The sequence below is a fragment of the Nocardiopsis lucentensis DSM 44048 genome, from assembly GCF_000341125.1.
Classification (GTDB): Bacteria; Actinomycetota; Actinomycetes; order Streptosporangiales; family Streptosporangiaceae; genus Nocardiopsis; species Nocardiopsis lucentensis.
The window spans coordinates 1-20132 of the sequence record NZ_ANBC01000848.1 but is presented as its reverse complement, the minus strand read 5'-3'; the positions used below and the strand labels follow the sequence as shown (position 1 = coordinate 20132).

Sequence of the window (20132 nt, the reverse complement as noted above, 5' to 3'; positions counted from 1 at the left end):
GGGTGGACAGCCGCGGCGGCTCCCCGACCGCCTCCGACGCGATCCGCCGCGAGAGCGAACTGACCGGCAAGGCCGGAATCCCCGTGGTGGCCGCCATGGGCGACGTCGCCGGGTCGGGCGGCTACTACGTGACCCTGGGCGCGGACGCGGTCGTCGCCCAACCGGGCACGATCACCGGGTCGATCGGCGTGATCACCGGCAAGCCGGTGTTCGGGGCGCTGATGGAGCGGTTCGGCGTCACCACGGATTCCGTGAGCAGCGCCGAGCACGCGGGCATGTTCGACACCGACCGCCCGTTCACCGAGTCCGAGTGGGAGCGCGTGAACGCGCTGCTGGACGAGATCTACGACGACTTCGTCGGCAAGGTCGCCCAGGCGCGCGGCATGACGCGCGAACAGGTGCACGAGGTGGCCCGGGGCCGGGTGTGGACCGGCCGGGACGCCCTCGAGCGCGGGCTGGTGGACGAGCTGGGCGGGTTGGCGACGGCCGTGCGCCTGGCCCGGGAGAGGGCCGGGGCGGGACCGCTGCCGCTGCGGACCTTCCCCCGCACGCACCCGCTCGACCGGTTCCGTCCGCACGAGTCCAGTGAGGACCTGGCCTCCGCCCAGCCGCAGTCCACGCTCAGCCCGTGGGGGGCGCTGGAGAACGCCGCCCTGGCGATGGGACTGCCCGTGGGCGGTCCGCTGTCGATGGCCGACGGTTGGGAGATCCGTTGACGGGCCCGTTCCTCGACGCGATGGCGCTGGTGCCGACCGGTGTGACCGTGGTGACCGTCGCTGACGGCCGCGACGACGTCGGTGCGACGGTCAGTGCCTTCGGGTCGGTGTCCGCGGACCCGCCGATCGTGTCGGTGAGTGTGCACGCGGACGGGTACATGGCCGAGGTGATCGAGGAGGTCGGTGCGTTCGCGGTGAACGTGCTGGGCGCCGGACAGCGCGCCCTGGCCGGCCGGTTCTCGGCTGAGGGCCGCCCCAGCGCGCGACTGCTCGTCTCCGGGCAACCGCACCACCGGGGCGAGCGCACGCGTGCCCTGGTGCTGGACGACGCGCTGGCCGCGCTGGAGTGCTCCGTCCGCCATCGGGTGGCGATCGGCGACCACGTGGTGTTCTTCGCCGACGTCACCGGACTGCCCGAGGTCGGGGGGACGGGCCCGGCACTGGCCCGGTGGTCGGGCCGCTACCACTCGTTGGCCTGACCGCCCCGCTGAAGTATGTGGATTTGATGAATCCTTGAACCTTTTGTGTCTCCGCGCATCCCATCTCTTGGATGGTCAACGGATGGCATGGAGGTTCACACGTGGCGGCCAGGAACCACGCGGCGGGGGTACGCGGACTCGGCATCGGGTTGACGGCGCTCGCCCTCGCCGCGACCGCCTGCACCACCAGTGAAGCGGAAACCCAGAACAACGCGTCGGGGTCCGTAGAGCTGAGCATCACCCCGGGGGCCGGGGAGGTCGCGCCGAACACCCCCGTCCGCGTGGCCGCCGAGGGCGGCACCATCACCGACGTGCGGGTGGAGCAGGAGGTGGTCGACGAGGCGAGCTCGCCGGACGGGGACGAGACGGGGGACGGCGACCTCTACGCGATGACGGGGTCCCTCAACGGGGACGCCACCGAGTGGGTCAGCGACTGGGCTCTGCGCCCCGGCGCGGAGGTGACCGTCACCGCCACCGTGGCGGACGGATCGGGCGGGACGACCGAGGAGACCGCCGAGTTCACGACCGCGCCCGCCGTCGCCGGGCAGCGCCTGGAGCTGGTGAGCAACTTCCCCAACAGCGGGCAGACGGTCGGCGTGGGCATGCCGATCGTGGTCAACTTCGACCTGCCGGTGACCAACAAGGCCCAGGTGGAGAGCGCCATGGAGGTCGTATCCGACCAGGGCGTCACCGGGGCCTGGGGATGGCTGGACAACGACACGACGGCGGTCTTCCGGCCCGAGGAGTACTGGGAACCCCACCAGAGCGTCGCCGTGGACATGCACCTGGCGGGGGTGGAGGCCGCCGACGGCGTGTACGGCATCAAGAACCACCGCCTCGAGTTCGAGATCGGCGCCGAGCGGATCCTGACGATGCACGTGCCCGACCACGAACTGGTCGTCACCACCGACGGCGAGCAGGAGCGCGTCATCCCGGTCAGCAACGGCGCCGCCACCGTGCGGTTCAACACCACGACCAGCGGCAGCCACGTCCTGATGCAACGGCAGGAGACCGTGACCATGGACTCCTCCACCACGGACATGCCCGAGGACATGGCCGGCTACAACACCACGGTCAGGTACGGCATCCGCACCACGAACTCGGGCGAGTACCTGCACGAGGCGTCCTACAACACCAACATCGGCATCGCCAACACCTCCAACGGGTGCACCAACCTGCGTATGGAGGACGCCCGCTGGCTGTACGAGAACACCGCGCTGGGCGACGTCCTGGAGACCACCGGCACCGACCGCGAGGTGGAGTGGTACAACGGCTGGGGCTACTGGCAGCTGTCCTTCGACGAGTGGCAGGACAAGGGCGCGACCGGCGCCTACGCCACCACCGGCGGCACCCCCGGCTCCGTCCACGGCGAGGGCCTGTAGCCACCACCGCCCCCGGAACGCAGGAGGGCCGCACACGGATCATCGTGTGCGGCCCGTCCCGTCCTCGGGAACGCCTCACTCCGAGCGAGGCGGCAGGCCCGAAGAAAGCTAGGCCAGGCCCTCCTGGGACAGCCACTCCTCGGCGACGTCCGCCGCGTTCTCGTTGTCGACGATCACGCGCTCGTTGAGCTCGGTGAGCGACTCGGTGGTCAGCGCGGCGGACACCGCGTCGAGCGCCTCACGCGCCTGCGGCCCCACCTGCTCGGAGTTGACCAACGGGGTGACGTTCTGCGCGCCGAACAGGTTCTCCGGGTCCTCCAGCACCACGAAACCGTTCGCGGCGATCTGGGGGTCGGTGGTGAACAGGTTCGCGGCCTGCACGTCACCGTCGAGGAGCGCCTGGGTCAGCAGGGCCACGTCGAGCGAGCGGAAGGAGCCGAACTCGATCCCGTAGACCTCCTCCAGGCCGACCACGCCCTGCTGCCGCGTCTCGAACTCCGGCGGCCCGCCCAGCGTCAGCTCCCCGGAGACCTCGGCGAGATCGGCCAGGCTGGCCAGGTCATACTCGTCGGCGGTCTCCCGGGTGACCGTCACCGAGTCCTTGTTCTCCGCGGCCGAGGAGTCCAGGATCTCCAGCCCCTCCGGCAGCGCCTCCGCCAGCAGCGCGTTGGTCTCCTCGCTGGTGCCGCTGGGGGCGTCCTCGTCGAGGTAGGCCAGGATGGCCCCGTTGTACTCGGGGAAGACCGCCAGGTTGCCGGACTCGATCTGCGAGTAGTACACCTCTCGGCTGCCGATGCCCATCTGGTAGTCGACGTCGACCCCGGCGGCCTCCATCGCCCGCCCGTAGATCTCCGCCAGCAGCTGGCTCTCGGGGAAGTCGGCCGACCCGACCACGACGGAGCCGTCGCCGCCGGCGCCCTCCTCGCCGGAGCCGCCCTCCTCGTAGGGGTCGCTCCCACCGCACGCGCTCAGCAGCAGCGCCAACGGGAGCCCGGCGAGGGCGATTCTGTTCCGCATGTCCCAACCTTCTCTCTCACGGTGTGCGCGCCTCAGCGCGCCGACGCCGTCTCGGCGCGCAGTCCGGGTGCGACGAGCAACCTCCGCAACCCGGCGAACAGGAGCGTGGTGGCCACGGCCAGCGCCACCACGAGCACGGAACCACCCAGCATCATCGTCAGGTCCTGGCGGGCCTGTCCGTCCACGATGTACCGCCCCAGGCCGCCCACACCGACGTACGCGGCGATGGTCGCGGTCGCCACGACCTGTACCGCGGCGGTGCGCATACCGATGAGGATGAGAGGCGTGGCCACCGGGAGTTCGAGCCGCATGAGCACCTCGCGGCCGCGCATGCCCATCCCCTGGGCGGCGTCCCTCAACCGCGGCTCGACCCCGCGCACCCCCTCGTGGGTGTTGACGAGGATCGGCGGTACGGCCAGCGCGACCAGGGCGCACACCACCGGAACCAGGCCGATGCCCGCGAACAGCACGACGAGGAAGAGCACCCCGATGGTCGGCAGGGCGCGGGCGAAGTTGGCGAGGCTGGTCGTGGCGAACCCGCCCACGCCGGTGTGCCCGGTGAGCAGGCCCAGCGGCACAGCGACAGCGCTCGACAGCACCAGCGCGAGTGCCGAGTAGTACACGTGCTCGACCAGCCGGGCCGGGATCCCGGAGGCTCCGGACCACTGCGCGGGGTCGGCGAACCACTGGTACAGATCGATCAGGATGTCCACGGCTACCTCTTCCCCGCCTGCGCGGAGGCCGCCCGGACACGCCTGGTCCGGGCCCGGTCACGGTGGGCCCACGGTGTGAGCCGACGCTGAGCCAGAACGAGTACGGCGTCGGTCACCAGCGCCAGCGCGACGGTGAGCAGGATGCCGGTGACGATGGGCGCGTCGAACTGGCGCCGGAACCCTTCCGTGAGGATCAGCTGGCCCAGTCCTCCCAACCCGACGAGGGAGGCGACGCTGACCATGCTGATGGTGGCCACGGAGGCCACCCGTAGCCCGGCGATGATCACCGGGACCGCCACCGGCAACTCCACGGCCACCAGTCGGCGCAACGGCCCGAAGCCCATCGCGACCGCCGCCTGACGCACGTGGTCGGGTACCTGCCGCAACCCGTCCACGACGTTGGGCAGCAGGATGACCAGGGTGTACAGCGCCAGCGGGACGATCGCCGTCCACTCACTGAACCCGGTGTAGGGCAGCATGAGGAAGAACAGCGCGATCGAGGGCACCGCGTACAGCACGTTCACACCGGTCAGCACCGGCGGATAGAGCCGCCTCCACCGCGCGCACGCCAGCCCCAGGGGCAGGGCCAGCGCCAGCCCGATACCGATCGACACGTACGACAACCGCATGTGCTGGACCAGCCTCGGTCGGATACCGCGGTCGGGTTCACCCGGTCGGCTCCAGTTGTCGACGCCCCACTGGGCGACGCCCGTGACCCAGTCCCAGGCGGCGGCCCCCGCGTGCGCCGCCTCGGCCGCGCTCACTCGGTCACCGACCAGATCGCCGTGCCCAGGTCGTCCTGCGAGACCACCCCGACCACGCGTCCGTCCTCGTCCACACCGACCGCCCTGCCCGCCGGGGAGAGCACCGCCGCGTCCAGGGCGGCTCGCAGCGAGTCGGTGCCGATGTTGAAGGTGTGGCCGTAGGGCGCCAGATCGAGGTCGCCGAGCGGGACCCCGGCGGGCACCCGGGAGAGTTGGTCGGTGCCGACCCAGCCCAGGGGGATGCGCTCGGCGCTGACCACCAGCACCCACGGGCTGCCGTGGCCCTCGGCGATGTCGCGCGCGTCCTCGGCCCGGGTCTGGTCGTCGAACACGGTGTCCTCGTGCGGGGACAGGTCGCGCGCGGGGAAGAAGGACAGGCGGCGCACACCCCGGTCGTAGCCGATGAAGGACTCGACGAACGCGTCGGCGGGCTCGGCGAGCAGGCGTTCGGGGGCGGCGTACTGCGCGAGCACGCCTCCCGGCCGGAAGACGGCGATGCGGTCGCCCAGCCGGACGGCCTCGTCGATGTCGTGCGTGACGAACACGATGGTCTTGTGCAGCTCCTGCTGGAGGCGCAGGAGCTCGTCCTGGAGGGTGGTCCGCACGACGGGGTCGACGGCGCTGAACGGCTCGTCCATGAGCAGGATCGGCGGATCGGCCGCCAGGGCTCGGGCGACGCCCACACGCTGCTGCTGCCCGCCGGAGAGCTGGTGCGGGTAGCGGCGTGCCTGGGCCGGTTCGAGGCCGACGAGTTCCATCAGCTCGGCGGCGCGCGCCCGCGCCTTCGCCCTGCGCCAGCCCAGGAGCAGGGGCACGGTGGCGATGTTGTCCAGGACGGTGCGGTGCGGGAAGAGGCCCGCCTGCTGGATGACGTAGCCGATGGACCTGCGCAGCACGGCGGGGTCCTGGCGCCGGATGTCCTCGCCGTCGATCCGGATGGTCCCTCCGGTGGGCTCGACCATCCGGTTGATCATCCGCAGCGACGTGGTCTTGCCGCTGCCGGAGGGACCGACGAACACGGTGGTCGCCCCGGTCTCGACGGTCAGGTCCAGGTCGGCGACGGCGACCGTGCCGTCGGGGTAGTGCTTGCTGGCACCCTCGAACGTGATCATCGGCCGGGCTGCCTCCATTCGGGGGCGGGTGGTGGTCGGAGGCGTACGCAGGATCGCACGCTACCCAGGCGAAGGTAGATCAAACGGACGACACGCCGGACCGCTTCGGACACCTGTGCGACGTGAGATGTCCGACGCCGCGCACCGGAACGCGCGCTCAGGTCCGCTCAGCGGCCCAGTCGGCGAGCTGGTGGAGGTCGTCGGCGACGGTGTCGGCCCTTCGCGCCTCGGGGGTGGCGGCGTGCCGGTAGCCGTACAGACCGCGCCGCAGCAGGGCGGCGCGCATCCCGGCCGCGCGCGCGGGCAGGACGTCGTTGTCGACGCGGTCGCCGACGTACAGGATCTCGTCCGCGCCGATCCCGGGCCGGGCCGCGTCGGCGAGCTTGAGGACACGGTCGAAGAAGGCGGGGTCGGGCTTGCTCACGCCCCAGTCGTCGGAGATGCCGATGCCGTCGACGCCGAGGTCCATGGCGGCCAGCGCCGGTCCGGCCTCGGGGGGCTGGTTCCCGGCGATGACGAGGGACAGACCGGCCCGGCGCATGGTGTCGAACGCCGGGCGCACGTCGGGGTACAGGTCGCGTTCGCCGAAGTGCTCGCGCTCGCCCCCGGGATCCTCGGCGCGCCAGCGCGCGCTCTCGGCCGCCAGGTCGAATCCGGGCACGACCAGACCGAACGCGTCGGTCAGAGTACCGCCCGAGGCGATGACACCGCCGATGGTGCCGAAGAACGCCATGTGCGGGACTCCGAGGCGGTCGGCCCAGCGAGCGAAGATCCGCGTCTCGTCGACCAGCGTCTCGCCGACGTCGAACACCACAGTACGAATTGCCACGGACAGGGAGTGTACAAGGCGTGCCGGACCACGGTCGTGTTTGTTCTGGTCCTCCGCTTCGCTTTGGCCCGCCCGTCGCCCGCCACCAACCCTCAACGGACGCCTACGGCGCGGTACTCGCTCTAGTCGGGCGCCCCGAAGGCAGGGATTCTTCATCCTCGGCGGCGCCTGTCGCTCGTTCCTCGCTACGCGGCTTGCCTCGCCCACCCGTCACCCTCCACCACCCTCAACGGACGCCTGCGGCGCAGGCCTATCCATAAGAACCCTGCCAGCGCCCGAACGAAACCCCCAGGGGTAACTGTTCCAAGAAACAGACCCGTGTTCGGGGCCTCAGCCGCGTTCGGGCGGGCGCAGGACGGCGAAGGCGTCGGTGATCTCCAGTTCGCGGGCGCGGAACCGGAAGAGCGCGGCGGGGCGCCCGCCCGAACGGCCGGAGGGGACGGATCGGCCGGTCTCCTCGATCTGGCCGCGCCGCAGCAGGACGCGGCGCAGGTTCGTGGCGGCCACGTCGTAGCCGAGGGCCGCCCGGTAGTAGCCCGACAGCTCCGACATCGTGAACTCCGGTGGCGCCAGGGCGAAGCCCACGTTGGTGTAGCCCAGTTTGGCGCGTAGTCGCAGCCGCCCGGAGCGGACGATGGCGGCGTGGTCGAAGGCCATCGGGGGCAGATCGGCGGCCGGGTGCCAGCCGGTGTCCTCGGGCACGACGGGGTCGATGTGGGCGGGGACCAGGCCGAGGTAGGCGGTGGCGAGCGTCCGGCGGCGGGGATGCCGGGTGGGGTCGCTGCGGGTCTCCAGCTGTTCGAGGTGGGCCAGGTCGCGCACGTCCACCTTCTGCGCGAGTTGGCGCCGGATGGAGGAGCCCAGGCTCTCGTCCGGGCCCAGCCTGCCGCCGGGCAGCGACCACTCGCCCTCGCACGGCGGCAGTGCCCGCCGCCACAGCAGGACGCACAGCTCTCCGGCGCGAATCTGCAGGACGACGGCCAGGGCCTCGTGAGCGGAGAGCGGTTCGCTCTCCTCCGTACCACGCGTGGCCACCTGTCCGTTTCCTTTAAGGATGTCCACCCTGTCCCTTCCGTTCCACGCCATGTTAAGCTGAATCAGGTTTGTGCCTGACAGGCTAAAACCTGTCCACCAGCACCGACCACCACTGGCACGGAGCCCGTACGACGTGCCCACAGCCTCAAGGAAGTAGTAGGACATGGCACCGGTCACCGCCACGGCGGACACCATGACCAGGCAGGAATGGGCCGCCGAGGTCCGCCGCCTGGCGGACGAGCGCGACGCCGTCATCCTCGCGCACAACTACCAGCGCCCGGAAATCCAGGACGTCGCCCACCACACCGGCGACTCGCTGGCCCTCTCACGCCTGGCCGCGAGCGTCGACGCCAGCACCATTGTCTTCTGTGGCGTGCACTTCATGGCCGAGACCGCGAAGATTCTCGCCCCCGAGAAGACGATCCTGCTGCCCGACCCCAACGCCGGGTGCTCCCTCGCCGACACCATCACCGCCGAGGACGTGCGCGCCTGGAAGGCCGAGCACCCGGGCGCGGTCGTCGTCGCCTACGTCAACACCACCGCGGCGGTCAAGGCCGAGACCGACATCTGCTGCACCTCCTCCAACGCCGCCGACGTCATCCGGTCCATCCCCGAGGACCAGGAGATCCTCTTCCTCCCCGACCAGTTCCTGGGCGCCCACGTCAAGCGCGTCACCGGCCGGGACAACATCCACGTGTGGATGGGCGAGTGCCACGTGCACGCCGGGATCGACGGCCACACCCTGCGCGAGCGGGTCGCGGCCGAACCCGACGCCGAGGTCTACGTCCACCCCGAGTGCGGCTGCGCCACCTCCGCCCTCTACCTCGTGGGCAGCGGCGCCGTCCCGGAGGACCGCGTCAAGGTGCTCTCCACCGGCGGCATGCTCACCGCAGCGGAGAACACCACCGCCAAGAAGGTGCTCATCGCGACCGAGACCGGCATGCTGCACCAGCTGCGCAACGCCAACGCGACCACCGAGTTCGAGCCGGTCAACAACCGCGCCGAGTGCCACTACATGAAGATGATCGACGCCGACAAGCTCCTCGGCTCGCTGCGCCACGGCACGACCGAGATCACCGTCGACGCCGAGACCTCCGAGCGCGCCCGCCGTTCCGTCGAGCGGATGATCGCCATCGGATCCCCCTCCCGAGGCGGCGAGTAGCGGTCGGTTCCGGAACCCGACCGCTCCGTGACCGGCCCGGAACCGCACCGGGCCGGTCACGCCCCCGTCCGCGATAACAGAACCCTCACCTTCATGGCGAAGGTCACCGAAACGCCCGCGCCGCGCGCCTGCCCCCGCTACCGTCTCGGGTGAAGCGGGGGGAGAATCGTGACCAGAGGCATCGAAAGCGACGAACCAACCCCGGAGGCGGTCGAGCAGCTCTACGACGCCTTCGCACCGGCCCTGTACCGGTACGCCTGGTCTCTGCTGGGCGGCGGGGCCGATCCGAGCCACGCCACCGAACCGGTGGGCGGCACCGCCTCCAGGGAGGCCGCCGACCGTGTCGCCGAGGCCGTACACGACGGCCTGGTCGCCAGTGTGGTCCTGGCCGACGAGCTCGCCGACCCCGCGGACCGGGGCCCCTGGCTCTACGCCCTGGTCCGCTCAGCCTGCCAGCGCCGCGGCTTCGCCCTCACCTGCCCCTACACCCGCCTGGCCACGATGCCCGCCGAGGCACCCGCGGCACGCATGTTCGCGCGACTGCCCGCCAGCCACCGGGAACTCGTCGAACTCAACCTGCGCCACGCGCTGCCGGTCTCGGCCATCGCCCGCATCCTCGGCCTGGACACCCAGCTGTGCGGCGAACTGTCCCGTTCCGCGATCCGCCGCGCCGCCGACGGGCTGTCCGACCTCGACGGGAACGACGGTGAAAGGCCCGACTCACCGGCCGCCACGTGGCGCGCCCGGGTCCAGGAGGTGTCCTTCACCTTGGCGCTGCTGCGCCCGCCGGGGCCTCCCCCGGGCCTGCGCGACCTGGTCGTGCGCACCTGCGTGGACCCCGACCACGCGGAGCGGCGCGAGCGAATCGGCGCGGCCATGCACCCGCTCACCAGCGACGGGTACCCGGTACACCGCGCCCGCGCCGGCGAGGACGTCGAGGAACCCGCCCCGGAGCCCGCCGAGCCCGCGGCCGAACAACTGCCGCGCGCCCTGCCCGGAGACCGTGTCACCACCCGTGACCACCCGGTCCGCGCCGAGACGACCACACCGCTGCCCGGGCCGTCGACCGCCCCGGGCGCCGAAGACGACGGCGCCTCCCCGCGCCGATGGCCGCTGCCCGCCGTCTCCGGGGTGATCACGGTGGTCCTCGCGGTCGCCCTGTGGTGGTGGGCCAGCGCGCTCGGCGCTCCCTCCACGATCATCGGCACCGACAACGCCGACGCCGAGCGCAGCCCCATGACCCAAGACCTGGAGGCGGCATCCACCACCTCGGACGGCAGACCGGTCGCGGAACCGGACACGGGCGCCCCCGACCAGGCGCACGACCCCCAGAGCGGCCACCAGAGGGGAGACGACGCGGCTCCGTCCGGGCACCCCACGAAGGAGCCGGTGCGAGGGACCGAGCAGAGCGATCCGCCCCCACAGGCGCCCTCCCCCTCGCCCTCGGAGGCACCGAGTTCACCCTCACCGGAGGAGTCGGGGGGTACGCAGGACGAGGACCCCTCGCAGAACCCGGAGGACGAGAGCACCCCCGTCCCCGACGGCGAGGAGTCCGAGGACGGGTTGTTCGACGGGCTGCTGGACTTCCTCTTCGGCGACGGCTGAGCCCCGCCGGTTCCCGCACCCGGTCAGAACGGGGCGAGCAGGTGCTNNGTGCACCCGCCGCTCGACCTCATCGACGTCACGGCGGCCCTTGAGGATCTCCACCAGTTCGAAGATCCACACGCTGGTCAGCGAACCGACCAGGACGTACCCGACCTCGTCGCGGTCGACCGGTGCTTGGCCGTCGCCACCCTCGACCGGCTCCTCGGCGGGCGCGACCCCCTCCAGGTCGCCCGTGGCCACGCGCCACACCAGGTCGGAGATACGTGTGTCGAGCTCGATCTTGACCTCGGCCATGATGAGCGACCGGACGAGCGCGTCGGCCAGTTCCGGCTCGCGCATCAGGCCCCGGGTGGCGCGCAGCAGGACGTCGACCGCGCGACCCGCGGGGGTGTCCGCGGTGGGCGGACGGCGGACGATACCGCCCTCCAGCAGGTCGAGCTCCTCGGTGACCACCGCGACGACGAGGTCCATCTTGGAGGGGAAGTAACGGTAGAGGGTGCCGAGGGCGACCCCGGCACGCTCGGCCACCGAGCGCATCTGCATGGCGTCGACGCCGCCGCGCACGGCCAGGGCCGCGGCGGTCTGCACGATGCGCTTGCGGCGCTGGGTCTGACTTCGCGACATGGTTCCAGTCGGCGCCTGCACCGCCACAGGGTCTCTCCCGTTCGTCATCAGTCGCGCGCCGTCCGCCGGCCGCGCCGCCGTTCGTGGAGCCGGCGCCCGCCCTGGGCTCCGACCGAGAACACGTTATCTAAGGATTTCCCGTTCGTGGAGTGCTTCGAACCCATGATCCTCGCCTCATTGCCCGACGTGGCAGTAGCAATACGAAGAGATGGACAGGGTTTTCGGATCGCTCGAACGCATTTGTAGAATATGTTCTATTTGCCGCCGATGTGACAGTCCGACACCTCCCGGACACACCACTCCACCATCTCCCTCCACCCGAACCCCGCGCGCCCCCGCCCGGGGCGCCCACCCCTAGAATCGAATCAGATTCGGTTTCTAGTGGAGAGGTCGCCCCGAGCATGAACGACGTCCCCCCGGTCGAAGACCTCGGCAACGGCGTGTGGAGCCTACCGGTACCCATCCCCCACAGCCCCCTCGGTGCCACCCTCGTCTACCTGGTCGAAGGCGACCGAGGCCCCGTGCTCGTGGACACCGGATGGAACCACGACGACTCCTGGGACGGACTCGTCCAGGGCGTCAAACAGACCGGACACGCGGTCGAGGACATCCGCGGCGCCGTCCTCACCCACTTCCACCCCGACCACTCCGGACTCACCGCCCGTCTGCGCGCCTCCTCCGACGCCTGGATCGCGATGCACCCCGCCGACATCGCCGTCACCGAACAGCTGGCCGCCACCGGCGCGCGCGAACGCGCCGACTCCGTGGCCGAGCAGTTCCGCGCCGCCGGGTTCCCCGACGAGGACGTCGACGCCTTCCTCGCCGACCCCCACGTGATCACCCCCTCCGCTCCGCCCGACCTCGCCCTGGACGACGGCGCGGCCGTCGACCTGCCCGGCCGCGACCTACGCACCCTGTGGACCCCCGGGCACACACCCGGACACCTGTGCCTGCGCCTGGCCGACGCCGACATGCTCTTCACCGGCGACCACGTCCTACCCGGCATCACCCCGCACGTGGGCCACTTCCCCCTGGACACGCCCGCCGGGGACCCGCTCGGCGACTTCCTGGCCTCCCAGCGAACCGTCGGTGCCCTCCCCGGGGCCGACCGCCTGCTGTGCCTTCCCTCACACGAGCGGCGGTTCACCGGCCTGCCCGACCGCACCGCGACGATCGTCGCCCACCACGAGGAGCGCCTCGACGCGATGACCGCGCTCCTGGACGAGGGGCCCGCCACCCTGTGGGAACTCACCTCGCGCCTGCGCTGGAAGCGCCCCTGGCAGAACATGCGTCTCCTGGCCCGCCACATGGCCGCCGCCGAGACCGCCGCCCACCTGCGCACCCTTGAGGAACGGGGCCGCGCCGCCCGACGCGGAACCGACGACCGTCCCCGATGGGTCGCCGTCACCGGCCAGGCGAGCCACACATAGGATCCCTTACCAACCAGCCCGGCACCGATCCGCACAAAACTCCCGAGTAACATATGGGACGCCTGTTCACCGGCGAGCACGCGCGCCCACACCGGGACGCCCCGCCATCGAAGGCTGCCCGACGGCGCGACGGCGACCGGGCCCGCGACCCAACGAAGAGGTGGACTCTTGACCCAGTCGGGCACCAGCACGGGACCGAACCCGCACCCGTCCGGCGACCGCCCCCTCCGCGTCGCACTGCTGTCCTACCGCAGTAAGGAACACTGCGGCGGCCAGGGCGTGTACGTGCGCCACCTCTCGCGGGAACTGGCCGCCCTCGGACACGAGGTCACCGTGTTCTCCGGCCAGCCCTACCCCGTGCTGGACGAGGGCGTCACCCTGGAACGGGTCCCCTCCCTCGACCTCTACAACGACGTCAACCCGTTCACCGCGCCTCCCGTGCGCGAGTGGCGCGACTGGATCGACGTCCTGGAGGTCGCCACCATGTGGACCGCGGGCTTTCCGGAACCGCTCACCTTCTCCCTGCGCGCCAACCGTGAACTGCGCCGCCGCCTCACCGACTTCGACGTCGTCCACGACAACCAGACCCTCGGCTGGGGCCTGCTCGGCATCAAGTCCGCCGGGCTCCCCCTGGTCACCACCATCCACCACCCCATCAGCGTCGACCGCCGCATCGAACTCGACGAGGCCCGGGGACTCCAGAAACTCTCCAAACGCCGCTGGTACGGGTTCGTCGCCATGCAGGCCAAGGTCGCGCGCAAGCTCGACCCGATCCTCGTCCCCTCCCGCTCCTCCGCCGACGACATCGCGCGCGAGTTCGGCGTCGACCCCGCCGCCATGGAGGTCACCCCCCTCGGTGTGGACACCCGCTACTTCCACCCCCGCCCCGACACCGAACGGGTACCCGGCCGCATCGTGTGCACCGCCAGCGCCGACAGCCCCCTCAAGGGTGTGGCCACCCTGCTGCGCGCCGCCGCCAAACTCGCCACCGAGCGCGACGTGCGGCTGACCATCGTCAGCAAGCCCAAGCCCGGCGGCCCCACCGACCGCCTCGTCGACGAGCTGAGCCTGCGCGACCGCGTCGAGTTCGTCAGCGGCATCGACGACACCGCCCTCGCCGAACTCATCGCCAGCGCCCAGGTGGCCGTCGTCCCCTCCTTCTACGAGGGCTTCTCCCTGCCCGCCGTCGAGGCCATGGCCTGCGCCACCCCCCTCGTCGCCAGCCGCGCCGGAGCCCTGCCCGAGGTCGTGGGCACCGACGGCGACGCCGGACGCCTCGTCCCCCCGGGCGACCCCGAGGTCCTGGCGAGCGAACTCGCCGCCCTCCTGGACGACGACCAGGAGCGCGCACGCATGGGCGCCGCCGCCTGGCGGCGCGTGCAGGAACGGTTCACGTGGCGGGCCGTCGCCGAACTCACGGCCCAGCGCTACGCCTCCACCATCGACGCTGTCAGGGGCTCTGGCCGGGGACCCGCGCACACCACGCCTGACCGCGCATCACACCTGTAGGGAGCCTCCACTGATCACCGTCGACTTCAACCTGTTCCCCGTCGGCCCGGGCAAGCGCGTACTCGACCTCGGCTGCGGCGGCGCCCGCCACGCCTTCGAGATCTACCGCCGCGGCGCCGACGTCGTCGCCTTCGACCAGAACGTCAGCGACCTGGCCGAGGTCGAGACGATGTTCGCCGCCATGCGTGCCGAGGGTGAGGCCCCCGAGGGAGCCACCGCGGAGACGGTCAAGGGCGACGCCCTCGACATGCCCTTCGACGACGCCAGCTTCGACCGGGTCGTGGCCGCCGAGATCTTCGAGCACATCCCGCACGACACCGCCGCCATGAAGGAGCTCTTCCGGGTGCTGCGGCCCGGGGGGATCGCCGCCGTCACCGTGCCGAGCTTCCTGCCCGAGCGGCTGTGCTGGGCGCTGTCGGAGGAGTACCACACCAACGAAGGCGGCCACATCCGCATCTACACGCGCGCCGAGCTGGAGGCCAAGCTCAAGGCCACCGGTTTCGAGATCGGCCCGCACCACCACGCGCACGCGCTGCACTCGCCCTACTGGTGGATCAAGTGCGCCGTGGGCACGTCCAATGACGACCACCCGGCGGCCAAGGCCTACCACGACCTCCTGGTGTGGGACATGCTCCAGGCCCCGAAGGTGACCCGCGTCGCCGAACGCCTGCTCAATCCGGTCATCGGCAAGAGCGTCGTCGTGTACGTGCGCAAGCCGTGATGCGCACCGAACTCGCCCTCCCCGATGTCCTGACCGCCGACCAGGTCCTGCGCTCGGCCGCCTACCTGGTCCGCGCCCAGGAGCCCGACGGCGCGATCCCCTGGTTCCCCGGCGGCCACACCGACGTGTGGGACCACGTCGAGTGCGCCATGGCACTGACCGTCACCGGACGGACNNNNCGAAGACCCGGCACCCCGACGGGGGCTGGCCCGCCAAGCTCCGCCAGGGCGCGCCCGCCACAGCCCTGCGCGAGGCCAACCACGCCGCCTATCCGGCGGTCGGCCTCCTCCACCACCTCCTGGTCACCGGGAACGCGGCGTTCGCCGAGCGCACCTGGCCGGTGGTGGAGAGCGGGCTGGGGTTCGTGCTGGACCTGCGGGGCGAGCACGGGGAGATCATGTGGGCGCGTTCGGAGGACGGTTCCCCGGGCGACCACGCGCTGCTCACGGTGTGCTCGAGCGTCTACCACGCGCTGCGCTGCGGCGCCGCCCTGGGCGCCCGGCTGGGACACGAGCGGCCGGAGTGGGAGGCCGCCGCCGACCGGCTGGAGACGCTCATCAACGAGCGCGAGGACCTGTTCGCGGACCGGGAGCGGTTCTCGATGGACTGGTTCTACCCGATCCTCAGCGGGGCCGTGCGCGGTGTGGCCGCCAAGGAGCGCCTCCAGGAGCGGTGGGACCGGTTCGTCGTCCCGGGCCTGGGTGTGCGGTGCGTGAGCGACCAGCCGTGGGTGACCGCCGCGGAGTCCGCGGAGCTGGTCCTGGCGCTGGCCGCCATGGGCGAGCGCGAGGCCGGGGAACGTGTGCTCAAGGACGTTCAGCACTTGAGGGACGCCGATGACGGCGTCTACTGGACCGGTTATCAGTTCGCCGAGGACGTGCGCTGGCCGATCGAGCGCAGCACGTGGACCTCGGCCGCGGTGATCCTGGCCGTGGACGCCCTGACCGGCGCGACCGACGGTTCACGGGTCTTCCTGCACACCTGGGACGAGGCGTAGGGCGCCGGGCCGACGGCCCCGGACATGAGTGGGCCCCGCACCACCCGCGTCGGTGGTGCGGGGCCCGTCCGTCATCCGCTACCGCGGTCGCCCCCTGGGAAGAACGGGTTCTCCGGGTCCTCCGGTTCGGTCGTGTCCCCGGGGTCGCCCGGTTCCGGGTCGGTGGGCTGCTCCGGGTTCCCCGGGTCGGGCACCTCGGGGACCTCCGGGATCTCGGGCTGCTCCGGGATCTCCGGAACCTCCGGGACCTCCGGCGTGGTGGGTCCCTCGTCGACCGGGGCCTCGGGGGCCTCGGGCGTCACCTGGGGCGCCCAGTACTCGTTGTCCCCGCCGAAGGCCGGGTCCGGGAAGGACGCGGGCTCGTAGTTCTCCATCACCGCCGTCATGTAGCTCTTCCAGATCTGCGACGGCAGGCCCGTGCTGGAGATGCTCTGTCCGGGGATGGTGAAACCGCGGTTGGCGTCGTTGTACACCCCGACGGCCGTCGACAGCTGCGGCGTGTACCCCACGAACCAGGCCGCGGCGGTGCCGCCGTTGACCTCGTCCCTGACCGTCCCCGTCTTACCCGCGACGGGGTGGTCCGGGTCCCACAGGTTCGCGTTCTGGCCGGTCCCGTTGTTGGCCACGCCCTCCAGGACGTAGGTGAGGTCCGCGGCGGTGGACTCGGAGAGGGCCCGGTTGCTCTCCACCTCCGGGCGTTCGTTCTCACCCTCGCGGTTGACGATCTCCCGGACCACGTGCGCCTCGACGTGCGTCCCGCCGTTGGCGAAGGTCGCGTACCCGCTGGCCTGGTCGACCGGCCGGACGCTGCTCGGTCCCAGTGCCATGACCGGGACGAGCTGGTTGTCGAGGATGCTGCCCTCCGGCAGCCCCGCGGCGTAGGCGGTGTCACGGATCTCCTCGAAACCCACCTCCTGGGCGAGGTTGATGTACCCGAGGTTGTTGGAGACCTCGGTCGCCTGGCGCAGCGTCATGATGCCGCCGGGAGAGTTGCCCGCGTTCTGGATCGAGGCGCCGTTGATGACCTGCGGCCCGCGCCCGTCCACGGTGGAGTTGAAACTGTGGCCCTGCTCCAGCGCGGTGGCCAGCACGTACGGCTTGAACGCCGACCCTGCCTGCGCCGTGCCCAGGAACGAGCTGTCGTACTGGTTGGCGTTGTAGTCGTGCCCGCCGAAGAAGGCCAGGACCTCGCCGGTCGCCGGGTCCACGGTGCTCAGCCCGATGTTGATGCCCTCGGGGAGCTCCTCCTGCGACACCTTCTCGTCGACGGCCGTGTAGGCGGCCTCCATCATGTCCTGGTCGAACGTGGTGACGATCCGGTAGCCCTGCCGGTTGACCATGTCCTCGGTGTAGCCGAGCCGTTCGAGCTCGCTCATCGTCTCCTGGAACATGTAGCCCCGGTAGCCGCTGAGGTCCGTGGTCTGACGCTCCGGCTCGGGGGCCGGGAACTCCATCGCGTCGGCCTCGGCCTGGGTGATCGCCCCGGTGGTGACCATGCCGTTGACGACGTACTGCCAGCGCTGCTCCATCTCGGGCGTGGTCTCCACGTCGGCCTGACCGAAGGGGGTCGGCTGCTGGATGGCGGCGGCCAGGAAGGCGGCCTCCTCCGGCGTGAGCTCGTCGACGCCCTTGTGGTAGTAGGCCTCCGCCGCGGCCTGGATCCCGTACGCCTGGCGGCCGAAGTAGATGGTGTTGAGATACTGCTGCATCACCCACTCCTTCGACTCGCTCTGGTCGATCTTGATGGCGATGATGATCTCTTGGATCTTCCGCGCGATCGTCCTGTCGTTGGAGACGCCCTCGAAGTAGTTGCGCACCATCTGCTGGGTGACGGTGGAACCGCCCTGGACCTGCTGGCCGGTGACGGTCGACCAGACCGCACGCGTGGTACCGCGCACGGAGACGCCCGGCTCGGTCCAAAAGCCCCGGTCCTCGGCCGAGATGACGGCCTCCACCACGTGGTCGCCGCCGGCGGTCATCTCGTCGTAGGAGATGATCTCCCGGGCGACGCCGCGCTCGGCGAACACGGTCTCACCGTCGGAGAAGTAGAAGGTCGAACCCTCGTCGACGGCGTCGGCCTGGGCCGCGTCGGGGACTTCCACCGTGGTGTAGAAGTAGGCGAACACGCCGCATCCGGCGATGACGCCGACCCCGATCAGCACGAGGCAGACGCGGAGGATCCGCCACCACAGCGGGGCCTTCTTCCCCTTCTTCCCCTTCTCACCCTTCGCTGCTTCGACCTTGGTCTCGGTCACGACCGCCCCGGTGGCGGCCTCAGCGGCGGCCCCGGTGGTCTGCCCCTGCTCCGGTCCTTGGCCCGGGTTCGGGGCCGGGACGGGTGCCGGAGCAGGAGTCTGGTCCTGTGTCTGACTCTGGTCCTGCTCCTGGGACACGATGTCGGACAGCCGCTGGGGGGTCGGCCACATCGACTCGTCCTTGTCGGCCGGTTCGTCCACCGGCTGGAAGGGCTGCGTCGCGGGACCGCTCTCGGCCGTGTTCTCCTCGGCGGCGGGGGAAGCCTCGGAGGTGGCCTGCTCCGCGGGTGCGGAAACCGTCGCGGCCGCCGTGTCCTCCGTCGACTGGGTGTCGTCGGCGTTCTCGGAGGAGGCAGCGTGGTCGTCGGAGGGCGCGGCCTCGGCGGGATGGGGCGCGGCTGGCGTGTCCGGAGAGGCGGCGTCAGCGTCAGCCTCGGCATCACCCTCGGGAGAGGTCACCGGGTCGTTGCCGCCACTGGCGGTGGACGGCGCGCCCTCCCCTTCGGAGGTCTCCGGGGAGTCAGTGTCCTCGGGCTCCTCCCTGTTGCCGAAACCCCGGTCCTCCAGGTGTTGGGCCACCCGGTCACGCAGGAAGGAGCCGCTGGTCTTGAAGACGCCCGGATCCGGCTGGATCAGCTCCTCGGAGGGTTGGTCCCCGTCCGCTGTGGGTACGCCACTCTCGGAAGTCGGGTCAGTGGGCAGTTCTTCGGAAGAGGTGTTGGTGTCCGGCATCTCAGTCTCAGGACGCTGCCCATCCGCCCCGCCGTCGCCGTGTGTGCTCTCGCTCAGTTCCCCGCCCCCATGGCAAATCACGTCCGGCACGGTGCCGTCCTGATATTTGACGCGCCTGTGCCCCGGATCGGTTCGGTAAGAATCAGGACTGAAGCGGTGACTCGGGGAATACCGCCACGTTCGCTCAACCCTCTCCCACACGATACCGGGGCGTAACAGCGTGATCGTCGGTCAGCCGAGCCAGCTGGAACTTCTTACCAAAGGCTTAACGTCTGGACCGGCGTGTCACAGCGCACGTTCGAGGACACGCATGGAGCCGACCACACGAACCTCCTTGAACGCACCCGAGTCGAGGGCGCGGCAGTAGATGTTGTAGGGAGGTCGGCCGCCGTCCGCGGGGTCGGGGAAGACGTCGTGGATCACGAGTGCCCCGCCCGGAGCGACGTGCGGGCTCCAGGACGCGTAGTCGGTCTGGGCCGCCTCCTCACTGTGACCGCCGTCGATGAAGAGCATCCCGAGTGGGGCGCCCCATACGGCGGCGATGTCGGCTGAGGGACCGACCAGCGCGATGACCTCGTCGTCGAGTCCGGCCTGGGTGATCGTGCGCCGAAAGTGCGGGAGGGTGTCGAACTTCCCCGTGACCTCGTCCACGAGGGTGGCGTCGTGGTACTCCCAACCCACCTGGTGCTCCTCGGACCCCCGGTGGTGGTCCACGGTGTGCGCCTTCCGGCCCGTCTGCCGTGCGGCGGCACCGAGGAAGATGGTGGATTTGCCACAGTAGGTGCCGATCTCCACGATCGGGCCGAGATGTGCGTAGGCAAGCGCGGCCTCGTACAGGGCGGTGCCTTCGTCGGTGGGCATGAAGCCCTTGGCCGCCTCAGCGGCTGCCAGGAGCTCAGCGGGAATCGTCGTCATGGGTCGATTCTCCCAGCCCCGGGGCGAGCCCCCTCCCCCGGCCGGGGCGTTCCGTGCATCTCATTCACAAACGCACAAACCCCGGCACAAAAAAGGGGGCCGCCCACCAAGGACGACCCCCCAAGAAAAACCGTG

General features: G+C 70.9%; 16 protein-coding genes and 2 pseudogenes. 9 read left to right on the top strand and 9 right to left on the bottom strand.

Annotated features, from left to right (window positions below; genetic code table 11):
* From D471_RS0129465 to D471_RS0129455, 3 genes are all read left to right on the top strand, one after another.
* The coding region (locus tag D471_RS0129465; protein WP_017601943.1) for a S49 family peptidase at nt 1-716 on the top strand (716 nt) is incomplete at its 5' end.
* A gap of 20 nt (nt 717-736) precedes the next feature.
* Entirely contained in the window at nt 737-1195 is a 459-nt protein-coding gene (locus D471_RS0129460) for a flavin reductase family protein (RefSeq protein WP_040691879.1), read from the top strand.
* Between the two features lie 101 nt (nt 1196-1296).
* Entirely contained in the window at nt 1297-2577 is a 1281-nt protein-coding gene (locus tag D471_RS0129455; RefSeq protein WP_017601941.1) for a L,D-transpeptidase, read from the top strand.
* Nucleotides 2578-2685: 108 nt separating this feature from the next.
* On the opposite strand, the gene D471_RS0129450 is transcribed toward D471_RS0129455, so the two are convergent.
* The 6 genes from D471_RS0129450 to D471_RS0129425 form a co-directional block, all read right to left on the bottom strand.
* Complete coding sequence (locus D471_RS0129450) at nt 2686-3594, bottom strand: ABC transporter substrate-binding protein (RefSeq protein ID WP_017601940.1); 909 nt, start codon at nt 3592-3594, stop codon at nt 2686-2688.
* 32 nt (nt 3595-3626) lie between these two features.
* A complete protein-coding gene (locus D471_RS0129445; protein ID WP_017601939.1) occupies nt 3627-4307 on the bottom strand; it encodes an ABC transporter permease in 681 nt (226 codons plus the stop codon).
* Between the two features lie 2 nt (nt 4308-4309).
* Complete coding sequence (locus D471_RS36860) at nt 4310-5071, bottom strand: ABC transporter permease (RefSeq protein ID WP_017601938.1); 762 nt, start codon at nt 5069-5071, stop codon at nt 4310-4312.
* The gene (locus D471_RS0129435; protein ID WP_017601937.1) at nt 5068-6183 is read right to left on the bottom strand and encodes an ABC transporter ATP-binding protein; all 1116 of its coding nucleotides are present in this window, start codon (nt 6181-6183) and stop codon (nt 5068-5070) included. The genes D471_RS36860 and D471_RS0129435 overlap by 4 nt, the downstream gene beginning before the upstream one ends.
* A 157-nt stretch (nt 6184-6340) precedes the next feature.
* Nucleotides 6341-7012, bottom strand: coding sequence for an HAD family hydrolase (locus tag D471_RS0129430; RefSeq protein WP_026128208.1), 672 nt, complete (start codon nt 7010-7012; stop codon nt 6341-6343).
* A gap of 330 nt (nt 7013-7342) precedes the next feature.
* Nucleotides 7343-8074, bottom strand: coding sequence for an NUDIX hydrolase (locus D471_RS0129425; protein WP_026128207.1), 732 nt, complete (start codon nt 8072-8074; stop codon nt 7343-7345).
* Between the two features lie 136 nt (nt 8075-8210).
* Here D471_RS0129425 and nadA point away from each other — a divergent pair, with 136 nt between their 5' ends.
* Both nadA and D471_RS0129415 read left to right on the top strand, forming a co-directional pair.
* Complete coding sequence (nadA, locus tag D471_RS0129420; protein WP_017601934.1) at nt 8211-9209, top strand: quinolinate synthase NadA; 999 nt, start codon at nt 8211-8213, stop codon at nt 9207-9209.
* A gap of 168 nt (nt 9210-9377) precedes the next feature.
* Entirely contained in the window at nt 9378-10814 is a 1437-nt protein-coding gene (locus tag D471_RS0129415) for an RNA polymerase sigma factor (RefSeq protein ID WP_020380401.1), read from the top strand.
* Between the two features lie 33 nt (nt 10815-10847).
* Here the strand turns inward: D471_RS0129415 and D471_RS36855 are convergent.
* A pseudogene (locus tag D471_RS36855) lies at nt 10848-11465 on the bottom strand (TetR family transcriptional regulator); the annotation flags it as partial.
* Nucleotides 11466-11839: 374 nt separating this feature from the next.
* Between D471_RS36855 and D471_RS0129405 the strand changes: the two are divergent.
* The 4 genes and pseudogenes from D471_RS0129405 to D471_RS36850 all read left to right on the top strand — a co-directional run bounded on the left by D471_RS0129405 (nt 11840) and on the right by D471_RS36850 (nt 16095).
* Nucleotides 11840-12868, top strand: coding sequence for an MBL fold metallo-hydrolase (locus D471_RS0129405; RefSeq protein ID WP_017601932.1), 1029 nt, complete (start codon nt 11840-11842; stop codon nt 12866-12868).
* A 168-nt stretch (nt 12869-13036) separates the two neighbouring features.
* Nucleotides 13037-14377: a glycosyltransferase family 4 protein gene (locus tag D471_RS0129400; protein ID WP_017601931.1), complete on the top strand. Its 1341-nt coding sequence runs from the start codon at nt 13037-13039 to the stop codon at nt 14375-14377.
* A gap of 10 nt (nt 14378-14387) precedes the next feature.
* Nucleotides 14388-15098, top strand: coding sequence for a class I SAM-dependent methyltransferase (locus tag D471_RS0129395; protein WP_026128206.1), 711 nt, complete (start codon nt 14388-14390; stop codon nt 15096-15098).
* A pseudogene (locus D471_RS36850) lies at nt 15098-16095 on the top strand (prenyltransferase). Before D471_RS0129395 ends, D471_RS36850 begins: the two are co-directional and overlap by 1 nt.
* 71 nt (nt 16096-16166) lie before the next feature.
* On the opposite strand, the gene D471_RS36845 reads toward D471_RS36850, so the two are convergent.
* Nucleotides 16167-19082: a transglycosylase domain-containing protein gene (locus D471_RS36845; RefSeq protein ID WP_083924400.1), complete on the bottom strand. Its 2916-nt coding sequence runs from the start codon at nt 19080-19082 to the stop codon at nt 16167-16169.
* A gap of 285 nt (nt 19083-19367) precedes the next feature.
* Nucleotides 19368-19997 (bottom strand): class I SAM-dependent methyltransferase, encoded by a 630-nt coding sequence (locus tag D471_RS0129380; RefSeq protein ID WP_017601929.1) that lies wholly within the window; start codon nt 19995-19997, stop codon nt 19368-19370.
* Nucleotides 19998-20132 lie beyond the last annotated feature (135 nt).

Excerpts from the sequence above, each read along its gene's own strand:
- D471_RS0129450 (WP_017601940.1), bottom strand. The coding sequence starts at position 3,594 with ATGCGGAACAGAATCGCCCTCGCCGGGCTCCCGTTGGCGCTGCTGCTG.
- D471_RS36845 (WP_083924400.1), bottom strand. The coding sequence starts at position 19,082 with ATGCCGGACACCAACACCTCTTCCGAAGAACTGCCCACTGACCCGACT.
- D471_RS0129435 (WP_017601937.1), bottom strand. The coding sequence starts at position 6,183 with ATGATCACGTTCGAGGGTGCCAGCAAGCACTACCCCGACGGCACGGTC.
- D471_RS0129380 (WP_017601929.1), bottom strand. The coding sequence starts at position 19,997 with ATGACGACGATTCCCGCTGAGCTCCTGGCAGCCGCTGAGGCGGCCAAG.
- D471_RS0129460 (WP_040691879.1), top strand. The coding sequence starts at position 737 with ATGGCGCTGGTGCCGACCGGTGTGACCGTGGTGACCGTCGCTGACGGC.
- D471_RS0129405 (WP_017601932.1), top strand. The coding sequence starts at position 11,840 with ATGAACGACGTCCCCCCGGTCGAAGACCTCGGCAACGGCGTGTGGAGC.
- nadA (WP_017601934.1), top strand. The coding sequence starts at position 8,211 with ATGGCACCGGTCACCGCCACGGCGGACACCATGACCAGGCAGGAATGG.